We start from the raw sequence: 19,469 nt of genomic DNA on the forward strand, positions 1-19,469 counted from the left end.
GGCGCCCGCCGCACCGGCCCCCATAAGGTCGCGGCATGGGCTACGAGCGCTGGAGCACCGCGATGAACCGGGCCCTCTACGGGCCCGGTGGCTTCTACCGCCGCGAACGCCCCCGCGACCACTTCACGACCAGCGCCCGGCACCCGGCCTTCGCCGAAGCCCTCGCGCGCCTCGTCACCGCCGCCTTCGACCGCCTCGGCCGCCCCGAGGACTTCACGGTGGTCGACGTCGGCGCGGACACCGGCGACCTCCTCGCGCGCCTCTCGGGCCTGGAGCACTGGAGGCTCGTGGGCGTGGACCTGCGCCCCAGGCCCGAGGGCCTGCCCGAGCGCATCGTGTGGCGCCCCGAGCCCCCCGAGCGGTTCACGGGCGTCCTCCTGGCCTGCGAGCTGCTCGACAACGTCCCGTGCGACGTCGCCGTGGTCGCGGGCGGCGAACGCCGCTACGAAGCGGTGAACCCCGAAGGTGCGACCCGCCCCGGAGCCCGGCTCGACGCCGCCGACGAGGCCTGGCTCGACCGGTGGTGGCCGATCCGCGAGGACGGCGAACGGGCGGAGATCGGCCGCCCCCGCGACGACGCCTGGCGCGCCCTCACCGCCCGTCTCGTGCGCGGCACGGCTCTCGCGGTCGACTACGGCCACACGCGGTCCGCTCGCCCCGAAGGGGGCACGATGACCGGTTTCAGGAACGGCAGGGCGATGGCCCCGGTCCCCGACGGCTCGATGGACCTGACCGCGCACGTGGCGGTCGACGCGATCGAATGCGACCACCGCGAACGCCAGAGCGAGGCACTGCGCGCCCTGGGTCTCACCACGGCCCGCCCAGCGCTCACGCAGGCATACGAGGACCCGGCCGGATACGCGGCGGCCCTCGCGAGAGCGAGCGCCGCCGCGACCCTCACCGACAACACGGGCCTAGGAGCCCACTGGTGGCTCCGAACCGACCGCTAGAACAGGTCTTCGGTCCGCTCGACCTCGAATGCCCTGGTGAACCATCCCTCAAGCATGTCGAGGTCAGTGCACCCTTCGATGCGGACCCGCTCACCTTCACTCACTGGAATGGCTCGCATGTCGAGGGTTTTCAGGACGGCTCGGGCACGTTCCTTGGTGATGCTCTCCAGCGCGAGCCGGGATCCGAATTCGTACTGCATGGTCTGCATTATCTGCCTCCAGAATTCCTGAGCGCAACCTTCGAGCCCGACCTCGGTGAGGTCGGCCCAGACAGCGCGCTGGTCGGGTGGGATGGTGTCGATCGCCTGCGCCAACAGCTCCAGCGCCTTCTCGATGTCGGGATCGAAGCGGTTGGTGAGCGCGGCCAGAACCGCGAGGTCGACTCCTTCAACGGCCTGCTCTATCTCGGTGATGACCGGAAGGTTGTCAGGGCCGACCACGAACGGGGACAGCTCCAGCGATGGGAGGCCTGGAGGACCGAGCCGGAGCGGCCCGCGTGCCCAGCGAGCTGTGGCGGCACTCGGCGTGACGACCAGCAGTGTGGCCGGGATCTCGTACTTGCTCTCAAGGTAGCTCAGGTAGTACGCCCAGCTTCGGATCTTCGACGGGGCCTCCCTGGTCTGCGCTTCGACTACGAGCAGTTGGGGGCCTCTTTCGGTGAGCGCCTTGATCACCGTGTCCGGCCTGCGCACCATCGGCGCAATCTCGGTGAGATCGGTGTCGACGAGTTCCGACTCCACGATTTCGGGGAAATCGACTTCGTACGCGCGCTGGATGGTCTCGGCAATGAGGTTAGGGCTCTTGCGAAACACGTGGTGCAGTGCTTCATGGGGGAGTTTCACCATGCACTCAAGTTATGTGCGGCGACTTCTGGTTCCAGGGAGGCGCAACGCGTGTCGAGTGTCGGTTAGGCGACAGAAGCGACTCGGCGTTTCGAAAGTCTTTGAAGCGCAGGCCTTTTCGACGTTTGAAAGCGCTGGGGGAAACCGAACTGGTCGGCATGACCGACGGAGCGCTTGGCAGACAGTGCGATCGAGGTCGACGGCGGCGCGGCCGGGGGCTCGGGGCCCCCGGCCGCGTCGCTCAGTCGGCGGTGCAGGTCACCGCAGGTGCGGCGGCCGCACCGGTGGCGACGAAGCCCCAGGCCGTGGCGGTCTGCCCGGCCTGGATGGCGCCGTTCCAGCCGACGTCGACGGCGGAGACGGAGGATCCGGAGGCGGTGACGTCGGCGTTCCAGCTGCTGCTGATGCGCTGGCCGCCGGGCCAGGTCCAGGTCAGCCGCCAGCCGTTGACGGCGTCGTCTCCGGCGGTGACGAGGACGTTGCCCTGCCAGCCCGAACCCCAGTCGTTGACCACGTCGATCTCGGCCGAGCAGCCGGACCCGGCCGGGGGCGGGGTCGTGGTGTCGTCGGGGGGCGTCGTCTCGTCAGGGCTCGTCTCTTCGGGAGGCGTCGTCTCGCCGGGCGTGTCAGATTCGAACCGGTTGAAGAACTCCCAGGTTGCAGCAGGAATCCACGAGTTCGCGCCGTCACCGGAGGCGCCGTCCCGCGGCGCCTGCATGTGTCCGCCGTCGAAGGAGGCCCACACGACCGGGTGGTCGGGCGAGCATCCCGAGAACTCGGTGGTGAGGTGCGTCAAGCTGCCCTGCGACGCCGTCGGCGTGGTCTGCGGGGTGCAGCCGTTGTTGGCGACGAACCGGTCGCGCTGGGCCGTGCCGTCGCTGAAGTTGTCGGTGTTGCCCTGCGCCGCGAAGACCGCGACGGGCGCGTTCCCGCCGTCGCATCCGCTGACCCACCCGGGCGAACCGTAGGGCGCGATCGCGCGGAACACGTCCGGGCGGGAGCAAGCGAGCGAGTAGCTCATGGCCCCGCCGTAGCTGAACCCCAGGGAGAACAGCTGGTCGGTGTCGACGCACAGACCGCCTTCGATGAGCGCGATCATGTCGTCGACGAAGGCGACGTCCTCGCCGCCGCTGTTGGCCCAGGCGTTGTCCAGGCCCTGCGGGGCGACGAAGATCGTGGAGTCTCCCGCGAGGCGCTTGAGCCCGTAGTAGGCGTAGGTGCCGCTCTGCACACTGTCGCCGGTCGCGACGTTCTGGGCGGTGCCGCCCCACCAGTGGAAGCCGAAGACGAGGCGGTAGGGGCGGTCGTTGTCGTAGCCGGAGGGGACGTCGAGGATGAAGCTGCGGCTCTTGCCGCCGCTCTGGATGGTGTGGGTGCCGCTGGTCAGGGTGGGGGCCTGTCCGCAGCCGGCGGTCGCCGCAGCCTGTACCGGGGAGGTCGGAGGATCGGCGGAGGCGGTGAGCGTGCCCGCGGCGAAGACCGCCGCCAGGGCCGCCGCGACAAGCGCGATGCGCGCACTCGATCGCAAGGGTTTCATGATGAGACGCCTTTCGTGTAGACGATGGGGTGGTGAGACTGCTTGAGACAGTGCCACCGCGACCGAAAGTTTCGTGAGAGGCTCCGAAAATTACGATACCTTGGTTATCGATAACTGTCTATATTCTGAGGAGCACGGGTTCCCGCCCGCTGCGCCGACCGGAACGCTCACACTCCGATCGGAGCCCGCACTTCCTCGCGATAGGCGCTGGGGCTCATGCCCTTTCGCCGTTTGAAGGCGTTGCTGAATCCGAACTGGTCGGCGTAGCCGACGGAGCGGGCGACTTGGGCGACAGTGCGATCGGGGTCGGCGAGGAGTTCTTCGGCGAGTTCCATGCGGCGCTCGGTGAGGTAGGCGAGGGGCGGGGCGCCCATGATCTCGTTGAAGCGCTTGGCGAGGAGGGCGCGGGAGACGCCGGCCTCGCCGGCGAGGTCGGCGACGGTCCAGGATTTCGCGGGCCGGGTGTGGATCGCTTCGAGGGCGGGGCCCGCGACGGGGTCGGCGAAGCCGCGGTACCAGGCGGGGGCGCGGCCGCCGCGCCGGTCGAACCAGGTTCGCAAGGTGCACACCAGGCCCCAGTCGAAGAGCCGGTCGATGTACGCCTGGGTGCCGGGCTTGCGGTCGGCGAGGTCGCTCGCGCAGACCTCCAGCATCGCGCAGACCTCGGACTCGTCGTCGACGACGATCACCGGCGGCAGCGCGCGCAACAGGCGCTCGTGGCGGCGGCCCGAGGCCCGGTAGGCGCCGACGAACATCACCGTGGCCTCGCCCTGGCCGCCCACGGAGCCCGGCGACTCGATCGCGCAGGACCCGGGGTCGAAGCAGGTGAGCCAGTAGTCGAGGTGCGGTCGGTCCACAGAGGAGCGCTGGTCGGCCATGCGGAACAGCTCGCCCCCGCGCACCACGGCGGTCTGCCCGGCCCGCAACGGGACCTCGGTGCCGTCGGCGAGCAGGAGGACGCCGCCGCCGCGGGCGACGGTGATCATCGTCAGCGGCGCGCGGTCGTCGAAGCTGACCACCCAGGGGGCCTTGAGGACCGCGTCGTCGAAGAGCGCGCCCTCGGCGCGGATGCCGTTGAGGAGTTCACTGAGCGGATCCATGCCGCAATGGTAGACGCAGACGCATGGATCGAAGCGTTCCTACCATCGCGCGTCCACGCCCTGGCGGCTGTACTGGACACCGGACACCGAAACGCCTGGAGGCCACCATGACCACCGAACCGACCGCGCTCGTCGTCGTCTCGCACCACCGCACCGACTCCCTGACCGTCCACATCGGCGACGTCGTGGCCGCGCGGCTGAAGGAGGCCGGGTACGCCGTCGACCTGCTCAACCTCCACGAAGAGGGCTTCGACCCGCGCATGACCGTCGCCGACCAGCCCGACTGGGACGACCGCGACAAGGTCTACTCCCCCGAGGTGCAGTCCCATATGGACCGCATCCTCGCCGCCGACCTCGTCGTCCCGGTCTTCCCCGTGTACTGGAACAGCGCCCCGGCCCTCCTCAAAGGCTGGATCGACCGCGTCTGGAACTACGGGTTCTCCTACGGCCGCAGCAGGCCCCGGCTCACCGGGAAGCGGATGCTGTGGCTCGGCCTCGCCGGCGCCACCGCCGGCGACGAGTTCGCCGCCTGGATGAAGGAGACCCTCGGCCGCGTCCTCCTCGAAGGCGTCTCCCACTACAACGGCATCACCGACGCCGCACTCGAAGTGCTCCACGACGCCGAGGGCGAACCGCAGATCGTCGACGCCGCCGGGAACCTCACCAAGGGCCCCGCCCTCACCGACGCCCAACGCACCGCCCACTACGAGGAACTCGACCGCCTCGCCGCCGCCCACGTCGCCGCGTTCCTCAAGTAGTCCTTATCCAGGAGTACCCGGGCTGGAGTAACCAGCCAGCCGACACGCGTGCAGTCCCGACTCGGTCAAGACCGGCCGCGATTCCTCAATGCGAGCTCGCCGGGGCCGGTACCAGACCTGGCGTCTGATCAGGAATGCGTGGCCGGTGGCACCCAGCCACTCAAGTGCGACGATGAGGCCGAAGAGCCAACCGGGTCCCATCGTCGTGGTGATTAGCGAGCAGACGAACAACCCCAGGTAGTACACGAAGTACAACCAGAAATCCCACCGCCGCGGTCGGAGGATCGCGGAAACCAGGAATGTGATCGGCGTGCCGAAACTGACCATCAAGAAAGGACTGGCGGCCCAAACATACGAACCGATGTGCCGACCGAGACCTGGCTTCTCCCACCAGGTTCTCCCCTCGATGATCAGTTCGGGCCGCGACGGCTGCTGTTGCGGAGAGATCGGATCGAAGTAGCCCGCGGCCGGCTGGGGCGACATCGCGGCCGGGCTGGCGGGGATCGGGGAGGCCGGTTGGTCGGCGGCCCTGGCCTGAGACATGCGTGAACCGAACCGCCCTGCCAGCGGAATTGGAGTTTCGTAGCCGAGCGCCTGCCGACGTGCTGCGGCGAGCCAAACGCAGATGCCACCGAGCGTCGCCAACAGGATCAGTCCGAGGACTCGCTGGCCGGATGACGGCCCGGCTCCACCGTCCACGGCACCTGAGAGCGCTGAGGCGGTGATGATCATGGCGAAACCCCACGCACCCGTACCGAGCGTCCACCCGAGCCAGTATCGATTCCGCGTCTCTAGGAAGGCGTGCAGGAATCCGATCCAGGCAAGCACGCCGCCGCTGAAACAGGCCACGTAGAAGTACCAGTGGAGGCTACTCGGCTCGGGTCGCTCCTGCACGGCACGCCCGAGGACCGCATACGTCGTCGCTGTAGGCGGGCGCTGTATCGGCGCGACCCGGTCCGCCGGAATCGCTTGAGGGGCGGGGGCGCTGGGCTGTTCGAGCACACCGGGTTCTGCTCCGGGATAGTCCGAGGCCCGCTCCAGCCGACTGGCAGTTTCCCCGACAGGAACCACCTTCCGGCTGGCCAGATCGTAGGTAAACAGCGCAATGCCCTCGTTGTCCGCGAGTTCGAGCGCGGGCCGCGAATATCCGCCCGCGCTGTAGAAGAGCCTCGATGTGCTGCGGCCCCCAGCTCCGAGCAATTGCTGTATCGCTGGGCGACCCACGGGACTGCGAAGGTGTTTCACCTGCGCGATCGCAGTCGGCGCCTCGACATCGACACCGCCGTCGGGACCGGTCGTCGTCCGCTTGGCGCCGCGGAAGCCGACCTTTTGCATATGCTCGGCGGCAAGGTACTCGGCGGCGTCCGCCTCGGGTTGGGCACTCGTCATGGAAGACACCTTCATCGGCAGGGGCAATGCACGCTTGCGCGGCGCCTCCCCCGCGACGCCAGTTGCACGAGTGGTCCGAGTCCTAAATAGTCGCTATCGTTGGTGTTGCGGCACTACAAATTCGGCTACGCGTGAACCTAGAATCGTAGTCCCGTGCCGCGGCGGGAACGATCCCCCAAAAGAGTGAGTCAAGGAGGCTCTGTGGCGTCACGCCATGAGCGGCACCACAACCAGACGCCGGAACTCTTTCGCGTTCAGCACCGCCTTCAAATGCCGCTGAGACGCGAGCCCTGTGGCCCTTTCGGGCCAGCCTTGGTGCCCCGCACTCAGTCGCGGCCCAGGACCCAGCCGATGCCGGCGAGGAGCGCGATGAGGCCGAAGAAGACGTAGATGGCGATCTCGACCCACTCGTGCGGCGTCGGTCGCCGCCAGAAGCGCTTGTCGGGGCGCTCGGGGTCGGTCGGATCAGGGGTGTCGTTCATGGCTCCAGCGTAGGCAGCCCCACCCAGCGCCACCACCGCCCCAAATGACTTTGACGCGGCCCGCCCCCGCCCCGAGAATCGTGGCATGGGATTCGTGGATCTGGCCGGGGTGCGGTACGTGCTCGGCGACGGCAGGACGCTGTTCGACGACGTGTCGTTCCGTGTCGGCGAGGGCGCCAAGGTCGCGCTCATCGGGGCGAACGGCACCGGCAAGACCACGCTGCTGCGCATCGTGACCGGCGCTCTGGCGCCGGAGGCCGGGACGGTCGCGCACGCGGGCGGGCTCGGCGTGATGCGCCAGCTCGTGGGGATGCGCGACGGCCTCGCGCCGCTGCGCGGCCTCGCCGTGGACCTCGCGCCGCCGCCGGTGCGGGCCGTCGCGGCGCGACTGGCCGACGCCGAGGCCCGCATGGCCGCGGGAGGCGGTGAGCGGGCGCAGCTCGCGTACGCGCAGGCGCTCGCCGACTGGGGCGAGGCGGGCGGGTACGAGTTCGACGTACTGTGCGACACGGTCGCCGTCGCGATCCTCGGCCTGCCTTGGGAGGCGGTCAAGGACCGTCCGCTCAGGACGCTCTCGGGCGGGGAGCAGAAGCGCTTCGCGCTCCAGCTGCTGCTGCGCGGGCGCGACGAGGTGCTGGTGCTCGACGAGCCGGACAACTTCCTCGACGTCCCGGCCAAGCGCGAGCTGGAGGAGGCGATCCGCGAGTCCGAGAAGTCGATCCTGTTCGTCTCCCACGACCGCGAGGTCCTCGCGAACGCGGCCGGCGCGGTCGTCACCCTCGAAGCGGGCACGACCTGGACGCACGGCGGCGGCTTCGGCACCTGGCACGCGGCCCGCGCCGCCCGCCACGAGCGGTTCGAGGAGCTGCGCCGCCGCTGGGACGAGGAGCACCACAAGCTGCGCGAACTCATGCTCATGTACAAGAACAAGGCCGCGTACAACGACTCGATGGCCTCGCGCTACCGGGCCGCGCAGACGCGGCTGCGCAAGTTCGAGGAGGCCGGGCCCCCGCCGGCCCCGCCACGCGAGCAGGACCTGCGCGTCAAGCTCGCGGGCGGTCGCACCGGCAAACGCGCGGTGGTGTGCGAGCAGCTCGAACTGGAGGACCTGACGTTCCCGTTCGACCTCGAGGTCTGGTACGGCGACCGCGTCGCCGTCCTGGGCGCCAACGGGACCGGCAAGAGCCACTTCCTGCGACTGCTCGCCCGCGGCGGCACCGACCCCGAGTCCGCGCCCGCGGCGGGCCGGAACCTCGACCCGGTGCGCCACGGCGGCCACGCCCGGCTGGGCGCAAGGGTGCTGCCGGGCCACTTCTCGCAGACCCACGAGCATCCCGAGCTCGACGGGCGCACGCTCCGCGAGATCCTCTGGGACGGCAGCGAGGAGCGCCCTTCGCTCGACCGGTCGAAGGCCATGAGCGCGTTGAACCGGTACGAGCTCACCGCCCAGTCCGAACAGGACTTCGGGACGCTCTCGGGCGGGCAGCAGGCGCGGTTCATGGTGCTGCTGCTCGAACTCTCCGGCGCGACCTGCCTGCTGCTGGACGAGCCGACCGACAACCTCGACCTCGCCAGCGCCGAGGCCCTCGAAGAGGGCCTGAAGTCCTTCGAGGGCACCGTCATCGCGGTCACGCACGACCGCTGGTTCACGCGCGGCTTCGACCGCTTCGTGGTCTTCCGGAACGACGGCGACGTGGTCGAGGCCGACGAGCCGGTCTGGGACGTCAGGTAGGGGAGCCCCGCGGGGCTCCCCTTCGCTAGTCGGTGCCGATCTCCATGGCGACGTGGTCGAGGAGCTCCTCCTCGGCCGGGGCCTCGCCGCGGGAGGCGATGGCGCCGGCCCCGCCCTGGGGCATCGCGCCGATGAGGCCGGTCGAGGCGGCCTGGGCCGCACCGATCTTCACCGGGTGCGAGTCGCCGACCATGCCCAGGCCCGCGTACTGCTCGAGTTTCGCGCGGGAGTCTGCGATGTCGAGGTTGCGCATGGTGAGCTGGCCGATGCGGTCGAAGGGCCCGAAGGCCGAGTCCACGGTGCGCTCCATCGACAGCTTGTCGGGGTGGTAGCTGAACGCCGGGCCGGCGGTGTCGAGGATCGAGTAGTCCTCGCCGCGCCGCAGGCGCAGCGTGACCTCGCCGGTGACGGCGGTGCCGACCCAGCGCTGGAGGGACTCGCGGATCATGAGGGCCTGCGGGTCGAGCCAGCGGCCCTCGTACAGCAGGCGGCCGAGGCGGCGGCCTTCGCTGTGGTAAATCGCGAGGGTGTCCTCGTTGTGGATGGCGTTGACGAGGCGCTCGTAGGCGGCGTGGAGGAGCGCCATGCCGGGGGCCTCGTAGATGCCGCGGCTCTTGGCCTCGATGATGCGGTTCTCGATCTGGTCGGACATGCCCATGCCGTGGCGCCCGCCGATGGCGTTGGCCTCCATGACGAGGTCGACGGGGGTGTCGAACTCCTTGCCGTTAATGGCGACGGGGCGGCCCTGCTCGAACGCGATCGTGACCTCTTCGGTGCCGATCTCCACGTTCGGGTCCCAGTGCCGCACGCCCATGATCGGGTCGACGAGCTCCATGCCGGCGTCGAGGTGTTCGAGGGCCTTGGCCTCGTGGGTGGCGCCCCAGATGTTGGCGTCGGTGGAGTAGGCCTTCTCGGTGCTGTCGCGGTAGGGGAGGTCGCGTTCGGCGAGCCAGGCGGACATCTCGGTGCGCCCGCCGAGCTCGGCGACGAAGTCGGTGTCGAGCCAGGGCTTGTAGATGCGCAGGGAGGGGTTGGCGAGGAGGCCGTAGCGGTAGAACCGCTCGATGTCGTTGCCCTTGAAGGTGGAGCCGTCGCCCCAGATCTGGACGTCGTCTTCGAGCATGGCGCGCACCAGGAGCGTGCCGGTGACGGCGCGGCCCAGGGGCGTGGTGTTGAAGTAGGTGCGCCCGCCGGAGCGGATGTGGAAGGCGCCGCAGGCGAGGGCGGCGAGGCCTTCCTCGACGAGGGCGGCGCGGCAGTCGACGAGGCGGGCGACCTCGGCGCCGTAGGAGAGGGCGCGGCCGGGCACGGAGGCGATGTCGAGCTCGTCGAACTGCCCGAGGTCGGCGGTGTACGTGCAGGGCACGGCGCCCTTTTCGCGCATCCAGGCGACCGCGACGGAGGTGTCGAGGCCACCGGAGAAGGCGATCCCGACGCGCTCGCCGACGGGCAGGGAGGACAGAACTTTAGACATGGTTATGAGTATGCATGATATTGCATTTTCATGCAATGTGGCTTCGGTTACATCCTGGCACGGTTCGGTGCCCGCGGTGGCGCGGGACGCCGTCGGGGTGCGGCGGGCGGGTGCGGCGACGCGCGGATCGCGGCGTCCCGGCCCGCGGGCCGGGCGGCGTGCAACCGGGCCGGGGCTCTCCGGTCCCGGCCCGTCGCGCGCCGGGCTCGCTACCAGGCGACGGGGAGGGTGTGGACGCCGTAGACGACCATGTCGCTGCGCATGGGGATGTCGGTCGGGTCGACGGTCAGGTGCAGGTCGGGGAAGGCCGCGAGGAGGCGGGCGAAGCCGATGCGCATCTCGACGCGGGCGAGCTGCTGGCCGACGCACTGGTGGAGTCCGTGGCCGAACGCCATGTGGCCCTGGGGGTCCCGTTCGAGGTCGAGGGCGTGGGGCCGCTCGTACTTCCCGGGGTCGCGGTTGGCGGCCTGGAGGGCGATGGTGACGTGCTGTCCGGCGAGGATGCGGTGGCCGTCGATCTCGGCGTCCTCGCGGGCGATGCGCATCGCGCCGTTGTGCACCACGGTGAGGTAGCGCAGCAGTTCCTCGACGGCGTTCGCCATGCGTTCGGGTTCGGCGCGCAGCGCGGCGAGCTGCTCGGGGTGCTCCAGGAGGGCGAGCGTGCCGAGGGCCAGCATGTTCGCGGTGGTCTCGTGCCCGGCGACGAGGAGGATGAGGGCGATCCCGGCGGCTTCGGCGTCGGAGAGGTCGGCGTCGCCGGCGAGCGCCGAGAGCATGTCGTCGGCCGGTTCGGTCCGCTTGCGCGGCACGAGGTCGACGAGGTAGCCGAAGACGGCGGCCATCGCGGCGTTGCGTTCCTCGACGGGCAGGGACTGGTCGACCATGACCGCCGAGTCCCCTTGGAAGACGTCGCGGTCGGCGTAGGGGACGCCGAGCATCTCGCAGATGACGAGCGAGGGCACCGGGACCGCGAACTCGCGCACCAGGTCGGCTCCCGGGCCGGCCGCGCGCAGCGCGTCGATCGCGGCGTCGACGATCCCGGCGATGCGCGGCTCCAGGTCCTTCATGCGCTTGACGGTGAACACGCCGGTGACCTTGCGGCGCAGGCGGGTGTGCTCGGGCGGGTCGAAGAACAGGAAGAAGCCGGGCGGGACCTGCTCGGAGATGGCCACGAACACGTGGGGCAGCTCGGTGGGCGAGCGGAGGAACCGCTCGCCGGTGACGAAGCGGGGGTCGGCGAGGACCTTGCGGGACGCGGCGTGGCCGGTGACGAGCCAGCCTTCGACGCCGTCGGGGTAGTACGTCATGCGCCGCAGCGGCCGGTCCTGGAGGGCCATGAGGGCGGTGGGCGGGTCGTAGCGGGTCTCGCGCCGGTAGGGCATGCCGTGCGGGAGGGTCTCGTTGTGGGACATGGGGTCTCCTGGAGGCGTCGCGGACGGCCGCCGCGGGCGGCCGATGGTGTCACCGCATCGGTCCCACCGATGCGGCCCCACCGCTTCGTTCCACCACTTCGGAGACTATGCGGGTTCGCGTCGTCGCACAACGTCACCGGGATGCTTTGTCCTAGATCCGACATTCCGTGCGGGTCGGATGCGGCGCGCGCCTACAGGAGTTCGAGGAGTTCCTCGAGGTACTGGGCGACGCCGTCGTCGTTGTTGCCCGCCGGGGCGATCTCGCTCGCGGCGGCCTGGACCCACGGGTGGCCGTTGGGCATCGCGACGGCGTGGCCGGCCGCGTTGAACATGCTCAGGTCGTTCGTGGCGTCGCCGAAGACGAGCACGTCGGACCAGTCGATGCCGAACTTGTCGAGCACCACCTGGATGCCGGCGGCCTTGGTGACGCCGACCGGGCACACTTCGAGCATCCCGACGCCGGACTCGGTGACGGTGACCAGGTCGGGGTCGAGCACGTCCTGCGCGGCCACGAGCAGCTCCGGCCCGGTGTGGTGGTCGGACACGAAGTAGCCCTTGACCATCGGACCGGAGAAGGCGACCTCGCGGGGCGCCGCTTCGAGGACGACGGCGGGCCAGGGCCAGTCGGGCATCGGGTCGCCGGTGATGTTCCGGTCCGGGTCGGCCGGTTCGGCGAGCGCCCGCACGGGGCCGACCTCGGCCTCCACCAGGCGAAGCGCCTCGTGGAGGACCGCGCCGTCTACGGAGCGGTCGGCGAGCTGCACGACCGTGTCGTCGTACCGGCATTCGTACACGAACGCGCCCTGGCCGAGGACGAGGAAGTCGGCGGCCGGGATGTCGTTGCGGCACAGGTCGAGCAGCCGAGGGCCCCGGCCGCTGGCGCCGACGAGGATCACCCCGGAGGCGGCCAGACGCTTGAGCGCGGACATGGTGCGCGGGGAGACCGTCTCGTCCGAGCGGACGATGGTGCCGTCGAGGTCGGTGGCGACGAGTCGGGGTGCCCTGGCCAGTTGGATCATGCGTCCTCCATGGTTGTCTCGCTTCGCTCCGCCACCGCGGAACCGTCGCCGCGCCACTGCCGGCGCTCGCCGCGGCGGGCTCAGAACCAGCGCGCCAGCACCTTCGCGACCCCGTCCTCCCACACCGAGGGCGCCACTTCGTCGGCGGCGGCGCGGACTTCGGGCTCCGCCTGCCCCATCGCGACGGCGTGTCCGGCCCACGCGAACATGCTGAGGTCGTTGTGGGCGTCGCCGAAGACGACGGTGTCGGCCGATGATACGCCGTAGCGCTCGGCGATGCGGGCGATGCCGGTGGCCTTGGTGACGCCGGGCGGTCCGATGTCGACCCAGCCGTTGAAGCCGACCTCGACGTGGAAGTCGGCCGGGTCGAGCCCGGCGGCGTCGGCGAGGCGCATCGCGCGCGGGCAGCGCACGCCCGCGCCGTAACGGTTGTCGGAGTCGATGCGGGCGACGATGCGCGCGGTGTGGCGCGAGAGGATGTCGTCGAGGGTGATCACGCCGCCCCACTTGGCGTGGAAGTCGCGCCGGAAGCCCTCGGTGTGCCACCAGCCGTCGAGCCCGCGGGAGACGGCGAACTGGACCTTCGGGTCGGCGGCGAGGAACGCCTCGACGGCGGGCCGGGCGTCGACCACGGACTCGTACGACACCTCCCCGGCACCGAGGTCGTACTCGGCGGAGCCGTGGCTGGAGGAGGCGAAGCCGTCTTCGAGGCCGAGGTCGTAGGCCGTGCTGACGGTGCTCCACAGGGCCCGGCCGGTGACCACGGCGACGGGCACGCCCGCGTCGCGCACGGCCCGGATCGCGTCGATGACGGCGCGGCTCGGTTTGGTGCCCTGCTCGTCGTGGTAGTCCACGACGGTGCCGTCGAGGTCGACGGCGACGAGCTTCGGGGGCGTCTGGCGGAGGGCGGGCGGGGCGGAGTCTGACACGCCCCAACCGTATCCCCGCCCGGATGAACGGCGGGGGACCGAGCGGCTGAACTCACGTGAGGGCCCTCATGACAATTTGCAATCACACCAAACCCACCCATCGGGTCGCCTTCAGGCATACGGTTCGTCTATGGGCGAGATCACGATCGAACGCGTCTACGACTACCGCGAGGACCCGCAGCGGGCCGGAGCGGTCTTCCTGGTCGACCGGCTGTGGCCGCGCGGGGTCAGCAAGGAGGACCTCGACGGCGTCGCCTGGGAGCAGGAGGTCGCGCCGTCCCCGAACCTGCGGATCTGGTTCGGCCACCGCGCCGACCGCTTCGCCGAGTTCACCGCCAGGTACCGCAGCGAACTCGACGGCCACCCCGAGCGGGCCGAGAAGATCCTCGAAGCGGCCCGGTCGGGACCGGTGACCCTCCTCTACGCCGCCAAGGACACCGAAGTGAACCACGCTCTCGTTCTTAAGGCCTGGCTCGACGAACAGGACACCGAGTAGGACCCGAACTGTCGGACCCCCGTGGCACGGTAGTTGCACCGGGGGCCCGCAGATTCGTCGGGTCGCCGAATCAACCGGAAACGCCCGAAAGCACACGGCCCGCCGATCCTCGGATCGGCGGGCCGCTCACGTCTCGCAGCGATTACTTCGGTTCGATGACGTCCTTGCCGAGGAACGGCTGGAGCGCCTTCGGCACCGCCACCGACCCGTCCGGCCGCTGGTGGTTCTCCAGGATCGCCACCAGCCAGCGCGTCGTCGCCAGCGTCCCGTTCAACGTCGCCGCCACCGCGTTCTTCCCCTGCTCGTCGCGGTACTTCACGTTCAGGCGCCGCGCCTGGAACGTCGTGCAGTTCGACGTCGAGGTCAGCTCGCGGTAGCGGCCCTGCGTCGGCACCCACGCCTCGCAGTCGAACTTGCGCGAAGCCGACGTGCCCAGGTCGCCCGCCGCCACGTCGATGACCCGGTACGGCAGCTCCATCTTCTGGAGCATCATCTCCTCATATGACAAGAGCTTCTCATGCTCGGCCGCCGCGTCCTCGGGCCGGCAGAACGAGAACATCTCGACCTTGTCGAACTGGTGGACCCGGATGATGCCCTTGGTGTCCTTGCCGTACGAGCCCGCCTCGCGGCGGAAGCACGAGGACCAGCCCGCGTACCGGCGCGGCGCCTCCAGCTCGCCGAGGTTCTCCCCGGCGTGGTAGGCCGCGAGCGGCACCTCGGAGGTGCCCACCAGGTACATCTCGTCGCGTTCGAGGTAGTAGATCTCGTCGGCGTGCTCGCCGAGGAAACCGGTGCCCTCCATGGCCTCCGGGCGCACCAGCACCGGCGGGATCACCGGCGTGAACCCGGTCTCGACGGCCTGCTGGATGGCGAGGTTGAGCATCGCCAGCTGCAGCAGCGCGCCGTCACCGGTCAGGTAGTAGAAGCGCGCGCCCGAGGTCTTCGCGCCGCGCTCGGTGTCGAGCAGGCCCAGGGCCGTGCCGATCTCCAGGTGGTCGCGCGGGTCCTCGATCGCGGTCCGCTCCCCGACCTCGCGCAGGACGACGTAGTCGTCCTCCCCGCCGGCCGGGGCCCCCTCGGCGACCAGGTTCGGAATGGCCCGGCCGGCCGCCTCGAAGGCCGCCGCGCTCGCGGTGACCTGGAGTTCGGCGGCCTTGACCTCGTCGGACAGGACCTTGGTGCGGTCGAGGAGGACCCGCTTCTCATCCGCGTCGGCACCGGCGATCCGCTTGCCCAGGCCCTTCTGCTCGGCCCGCAGGGACTCGAAGGACTGGAGCGCGCTGCGGTGGTCGGCGTCGGCGGAGAGGAGGGCGTCGACGGCTTCGACGGAGGCGCCGCGCTTGCGCTGGCTGTCGCGGTAGGCGTCCGGGTCGTCTCGCAGTGCACGCAGATCAATCACGCCCACCAGATTACCGGCCGGGCCCGCGCGCCACCGAGCGCATATTGTGGGCGTGTGGCGGTGGATATGGACCGGGCGGACTTCGAGGCGGCGGTCGCCGACGCGCTCGACGCGGTCCCGCAGGAGCTCATGGCGATGCTCGACAACGTGGTGATCCTCGTGGAGGAGGAGCCCGACGGGCCCGAGAAGGAGCTGCTGGGCCTCTACCAGGGGACGGCGCTGACCGACCGGGGCTGGGAGTACGGCGGGGTCCTGCCCGACACGATCACGATCTACCGGGGCCCGACCCTGCGGATGTGCTCGACCCCGCAGGAGGTCGTCGACGAGGTCGCCGTGACGGTGGTGCACGAAATCGCCCACCACTTCGGCATCGAGGAGCACCGCCTCCACCAGCTCGGCTGGGGCTGACCGACCGGCCCGAACCGCAGGCGGCGGCCCGATGGCTTCGGTTGCGGGGCATGGCAAAGCGGGGGTGATTTGCCGGGAAAACCGACCAATTCGCGGGCCCCCGGTTCAACTACCGTGCCACGAGGGTCCGACAGTCCCACATCGCAGATGCGAACACGAGTCCCCCTCGATGGCGCGAATACAAGCATTCTTCCTTGGGTTCCCTCGCATCTGAGAGGATACGATGCTCGAGTGACGACGTTTCGGATCGGAGAGGCGGCCGAGCTGCTCGGCGTCTCCGCGGACACCCTCAGACGCTGGATCGACGCCGGGAAACTCGCCGCCGCGCGCGACGAGCACGGCCGCCGGGCCATCACCGGCGCCGACCTGGCCGCGTTCGCCCGCGAACGCGCCGCCGCACCCGACGCGGGCGCCGGATCGTCCTCGGCGCGCAACCGCCTGCGCGGCATCGTCACCGGCATCGTCAAGGACCAGGTGATGGCACAGGTCGACCTCCAGGTGGGACCGTTCCGGGTGGTGTCGCTCATGAGCCGCGAAGCCGTCGACGAACTCGGGCTCGAAGTCGGCTCGCTCGCCACCGCCGTCGTCAAATCCACCAACGTCGTCGTCGAACGCCCCGAACGCTGAACCCCGGAGAAACCCATGCGCACCGGACCCGCCTTCGCCACCGCCGCCCTCATGCTCACCGGACTCACCGCCTGCGGCGGCACCGACGACGCCGACGCCACCCTCACCGTCTTCGCCGCCGCCTCCCTCACCGAGGCCGTCACCGAGATCGGCGAGCAGTTCGAAGCCGAACACGACGGCGTCACCGTCGAATTCAACTTCGCCGCCTCCTCCGACCTCGCCGCGCAGATCACCGAAGGCGCCCCCGCCGACGTGTTCGCCTCCGCCGACGAGGCCAACATGGACAAGGTCGTCGACGCCGGCGCCGCGGACGCCCCTGAGACCTTCGCGCTCAACCAGCTCGTCATCGCCGTCCCCGCCGGCAACCCCGAAAACGTCACAGGCCTCGCCGACCTCGATGGCCTCGACTTCGCCGCCTGCGCCCCCGAAGTCCCCTGCGGCACCGCCGCCCAGACCGCCGCCGACGCCTCCGGCACCGACCTCACCCCCGTCACCTACGAGGCCGACGTCAAGTCCACCCTCCAGAAACTCCTCCTCGGCGAAGTCGACGCCGCCCTCGTCTACCGCACCGACGCCATCGCCGCCGCAGACGCCGTCGACGCCGTCGAATTCCCCGAATCCGCCGCGGCCGTCAACACCTACCCCATCACCGCCCTCGACGAAGCCCCCGAAACCGACCTCGCCGACCAGTTCACCGCGTACGTCCTCGGCGAAGACGCCCAGGCGATCCTCGAAACCGCCGGATTCCAACAGCCCTAACGGAAGAGGAACACCATGCCAACCGCCCGGACCCGCAGACGCCGCCGCATCCCGGCCGCCCTGCTGGCCCCCGCCGTCCTCGGCCTGGCGTTCCTCATCCTCCCCCTCGCCGGCCTCCTCGCCCGCGCCCCCTGGAGCGAACTGCCCGCCCGCCTCGCCGAACCGGCCATGCTCGACGCCCTCCGCCTCTCACTGGTCACCGCGACCGCCGCGACCGCCCTCTCCCTGCTCTTCGGCGTCCCCATCGCATGGCTCCTCGCCCGCGGCGACTTCCCCGGCCGCAGCCTCCTGCGCGCCCTCGTCACCGTGCCGCTCGTCCTGCCGCCGGTCGTCGGCGGCGTCGCCCTCCTCCTCGTCTTCGGCCGCAACGGCATCGTCGGCTCCTGGCTCCACGACCGCTTCGACCTCACCATCCCCTTCACCACCACCGCCGTCGTCCTCGCCATGACCTTCGTGTCCATGCCGTTCCTGATCGTCTCCGTCGAAGGGGCGCTGCGCGGCGCCGACACCCGCTTCGAAGAGGCCGCCGCCACCCTCGGCGCCGGACGATGGACCGCCTTCACCCACGTCACCCTCCCCATGATCGCCCCGGGCGTCCTCGCCGGCGCCGTCCTCTGCTGGGCCCGCGCCCTCGGCGAATTCGGCGCCACCATCACCTTCGCCGGCAACTTCCCCGGCCGCACCCAGACCATGCCCCTCGCCGTCTACCTCGCCCTGCAAACCGACATGGAGGCCGCGATCGTCCTCAGCCTGCTCCTGCTCGCGGTCTCCGTCATCGTCCTGGCCTCCCTCCGCGACCGATGGACGGCCACCCCGTGAACCCCGAACCGCACCCGCAGCAGGGCCTCGACGCGCACCTCGTGGTCGTACGCGGCACGAACCCCAAGCGCGGGAACGAATCCGCGACAGACGACAGCGACCGGAGCACCCACCGCCGCAACGCCTCCCGCGACGACCAGACCTTCCGGCTCGACCTGCGCCTGCGCGTCGAACCCGGCGAAACCGTCGCACTCCTCGGTCCCAACGGAGCCGGAAAGACCACCGCCCTACGGGCCCTCGCCGGACTCGAACCGCTCTCGGACGGCGGCATCATCCTCGACGGCGCACTCCTCGACCGGCCCAGGAACAGCACCGGCACCGGCACCGGCAACAACTCAGCGAACACCCGAGACCGCTGGGTCCCGCCCGAACACCGCCGCATCGGCGTCGTCTTCCAGGACTACCTGCTGTTCCCCCACCTCAACGCACTCGACAACGTCGCATTCGGACCCCGCCGCCGCGGCACGGGCCGCGCCGAAGCCAGAGGGCTTGCGGCCGACCGGCTCGCACGGGTCGGCCTGGCGGACTTCGCGAAACGGCGGCCCTCGCAGCTGTCGGGCGGCCAGGCGCAGCGGGTCGCGCTCGCCCGCGCGCTCGCTACCGACCCGGCGCTCCTGCTGCTCGACGAGCCGCTCGCGGCGCTCGACGCGCGCACCCGCCTCGACACCCGCGTCGAACTGCACCGCCACCTCGCCGGCCATGCGGGCGCGGCGGTCCTGGTGACGCACGACCCGGTCGACGCGCTCATGCTCGCCGACCGGCTCATCGTGATCGAGGACGGTCGGGCCGTCCAGGAGGGCGACGCCGAGGCGGTCACCGCGCGCCCACGCACCGACTACATCGCCCGCCTCGTGGGCCTGAACCTCTACCGCGGCACGGCGTCCGGGCGGACGGTCGTACTGGAGTCGGGGACCGTCCTGGCGACCGCCGAACCGCTTGACGGGCCCGCCTTCGCCGCGTTCGCCCCCAGCGCGGTGGCCCTGTTCCGGGACGAGCCCGACGGCAGCCCTCGGAACACCTGGCGCGCTTCGGTCTCGGGCGTCCACCGCCACGGCGACCACCTCCGCGTCCAACTCGACGGCCCCCTACGAGCCGCAGCCGACGTGACCCCCGCAGCCGCCGCCCACCTCGCCCTCGCCCCTGGGCGGGACGTCTGGGCGGCGGTGAAGGCCACCGAAATCCGCGCCTACCCGGCCTGACACCGGTCGCCGCCACCCAACCTCCATTGGCAAACGCTCAAGCCTGAAACGGTCTCACGCCGCCGCTCCGTGCCCAGCCGCCGCACCGGATCTCCGCCCGCAGACGCTTGGTCCTGAGACGGCCTCGCGCCGCCACCC

19 protein-coding genes are annotated in these 19,469 nt (G+C 70.5%); 9 read left to right on the top strand and 10 right to left on the bottom strand.

The annotated features are described in order from the left end of the window. Positions 1 to 35: 35 nt before the first annotated feature. Positions 36 to 950: an SAM-dependent methyltransferase gene (locus tag E9998_RS07750; RefSeq protein ID WP_136529124.1), complete on the top strand. Its 915-nt coding sequence runs from the start codon at positions 36 to 38 to the stop codon at positions 948 to 950. On the opposite strand, the gene E9998_RS07755 is transcribed toward E9998_RS07750, so the two are convergent. The 3 genes from E9998_RS07755 to E9998_RS07765 all read right to left on the bottom strand — a co-directional run bounded on the left by E9998_RS07755 (position 947) and on the right by E9998_RS07765 (position 4,429). Next, on the bottom strand, positions 947 to 1,795 hold the full coding sequence (locus E9998_RS07755) for a hypothetical protein (protein WP_136529125.1): 849 nt from the start codon (positions 1,793 to 1,795) through the stop codon (positions 947 to 949). The genes E9998_RS07750 and E9998_RS07755 overlap by 4 nt on opposite strands. 238 nt (positions 1,796 to 2,033) lie before the next feature. Continuing rightward, positions 2,034 to 3,329 (bottom strand): CE1 family esterase, encoded by a 1,296-nt coding sequence (locus E9998_RS07760; protein WP_136529126.1) that lies wholly within the window; start codon positions 3,327 to 3,329, stop codon positions 2,034 to 2,036. 167 nt (positions 3,330 to 3,496) lie between these two features. Continuing rightward, the gene (locus E9998_RS07765; RefSeq protein ID WP_136529127.1) at positions 3,497 to 4,429 is read right to left on the bottom strand and encodes an AraC family transcriptional regulator; all 933 of its coding nucleotides are present in this window, start codon (positions 4,427 to 4,429) and stop codon (positions 3,497 to 3,499) included. A gap of 107 nt (positions 4,430 to 4,536) precedes the next feature. Here E9998_RS07765 and E9998_RS07770 point away from each other — a divergent pair, with 107 nt between their 5' ends. Next, positions 4,537 to 5,187: an NAD(P)H oxidoreductase gene (locus E9998_RS07770; RefSeq protein ID WP_136529128.1), complete on the top strand. Its 651-nt coding sequence runs from the start codon at positions 4,537 to 4,539 to the stop codon at positions 5,185 to 5,187. A gap of 3 nt (positions 5,188 to 5,190) precedes the next feature. Here E9998_RS07770 and E9998_RS07775 read toward each other — a convergent pair whose 3' ends face one another. Then, complete coding sequence (locus tag E9998_RS07775) at positions 5,191 to 6,576, bottom strand: restriction endonuclease (protein WP_158299728.1); 1,386 nt, start codon at positions 6,574 to 6,576, stop codon at positions 5,191 to 5,193. A 326-nt stretch (positions 6,577 to 6,902) separates the two neighbouring features. Next, complete coding sequence (locus E9998_RS25215) at positions 6,903 to 7,058, bottom strand: hypothetical protein (RefSeq protein ID WP_158299729.1); 156 nt, start codon at positions 7,056 to 7,058, stop codon at positions 6,903 to 6,905. Between the two features lie 85 nt (positions 7,059 to 7,143). Between E9998_RS25215 and E9998_RS07780 the strand changes: the two genes are divergently transcribed. After that, positions 7,144 to 8,790, top strand: a complete 1,647-nt coding sequence (locus tag E9998_RS07780; protein ID WP_136529130.1) for an ABC-F family ATP-binding cassette domain-containing protein — start codon at positions 7,144 to 7,146, stop codon at positions 8,788 to 8,790. A gap of 25 nt (positions 8,791 to 8,815) precedes the next feature. Here the strand turns inward: E9998_RS07780 and argG are convergent, their stop codons facing one another. The 4 genes from argG to E9998_RS07800 all read right to left on the bottom strand — a co-directional run bounded on the left by argG (position 8,816) and on the right by E9998_RS07800 (position 13,624). Beyond that, positions 8,816 to 10,264: an argininosuccinate synthase gene (argG, locus tag E9998_RS07785; protein WP_136529131.1), complete on the bottom strand. Its 1,449-nt coding sequence runs from the start codon at positions 10,262 to 10,264 to the stop codon at positions 8,816 to 8,818. Between the two features lie 209 nt (positions 10,265 to 10,473). Beyond that, positions 10,474 to 11,676, bottom strand: coding sequence for a cytochrome P450 (locus tag E9998_RS07790; protein WP_136529132.1), 1,203 nt, complete (start codon positions 11,674 to 11,676; stop codon positions 10,474 to 10,476). A 191-nt stretch (positions 11,677 to 11,867) separates the two neighbouring features. Further along, the gene (locus E9998_RS07795; RefSeq protein WP_136529133.1) at positions 11,868 to 12,695 is read right to left on the bottom strand and encodes an HAD family hydrolase; all 828 of its coding nucleotides are present in this window, start codon (positions 12,693 to 12,695) and stop codon (positions 11,868 to 11,870) included. Between the two features lie 80 nt (positions 12,696 to 12,775). Then, complete coding sequence (locus E9998_RS07800) at positions 12,776 to 13,624, bottom strand: HAD family hydrolase (RefSeq protein WP_136529134.1); 849 nt, start codon at positions 13,622 to 13,624, stop codon at positions 12,776 to 12,778. A 130-nt stretch (positions 13,625 to 13,754) separates the two neighbouring features. On the opposite strand from E9998_RS07800, the gene E9998_RS07805 reads away from it, so the two are divergent. Beyond that, positions 13,755 to 14,120: a DUF488 domain-containing protein gene (locus E9998_RS07805; protein ID WP_136529135.1), complete on the top strand. Its 366-nt coding sequence runs from the start codon at positions 13,755 to 13,757 to the stop codon at positions 14,118 to 14,120. 142 nt (positions 14,121 to 14,262) lie between these two features. Here E9998_RS07805 and serS read toward each other — a convergent pair whose 3' ends face one another. After that, positions 14,263 to 15,519 carry a serine--tRNA ligase gene (gene serS, locus E9998_RS07810; RefSeq protein ID WP_136529136.1) on the bottom strand — a complete coding sequence of 419 codons (1,257 nt, stop codon included), beginning with the start codon at positions 15,517 to 15,519 and terminating at the stop codon, positions 14,263 to 14,265. Positions 15,520 to 15,585: 66 nt separating this feature from the next. Here serS and E9998_RS07815 point away from each other — a divergent pair, with 66 nt between their 5' ends. The 5 genes from E9998_RS07815 (at position 15,586) to E9998_RS07835 (ending at position 19,331) form a co-directional block, all read left to right on the top strand. Further along, a complete protein-coding gene (locus E9998_RS07815; protein ID WP_204745319.1) occupies positions 15,586 to 15,927 on the top strand; it encodes a metallopeptidase family protein in 342 nt (113 codons plus the stop codon). Positions 15,928 to 16,158: 231 nt separating this feature from the next. Continuing rightward, on the top strand, positions 16,159 to 16,554 hold the full coding sequence (locus E9998_RS07820; RefSeq protein WP_136529137.1) for a TOBE domain-containing protein: 396 nt from the start codon (positions 16,159 to 16,161) through the stop codon (positions 16,552 to 16,554). Between the two features lie 15 nt (positions 16,555 to 16,569). Then, positions 16,570 to 17,313: a molybdate ABC transporter substrate-binding protein gene (gene modA / locus E9998_RS07825; protein WP_136529138.1), complete on the top strand. Its 744-nt coding sequence runs from the start codon at positions 16,570 to 16,572 to the stop codon at positions 17,311 to 17,313. Positions 17,314 to 17,328: 15 nt separating this feature from the next. Beyond that, positions 17,329 to 18,132 (top strand): ABC transporter permease, encoded by an 804-nt coding sequence (locus tag E9998_RS07830; RefSeq protein ID WP_136529139.1) that lies wholly within the window; start codon positions 17,329 to 17,331, stop codon positions 18,130 to 18,132. Continuing rightward, positions 18,114 to 19,331, top strand: coding sequence for an ABC transporter ATP-binding protein (locus E9998_RS07835; protein WP_136529140.1), 1,218 nt, complete (start codon positions 18,114 to 18,116; stop codon positions 19,329 to 19,331). Before E9998_RS07830 ends, E9998_RS07835 begins: the two co-directional genes overlap by 19 nt. Positions 19,332 to 19,469: the final 138 nt, after the last annotated feature.

It is taken from the genome of Glycomyces paridis (assembly GCF_004912155.1).
GTDB lineage: Bacteria > Actinomycetota > Actinomycetes > Mycobacteriales > Micromonosporaceae > Glycomyces > Glycomyces paridis.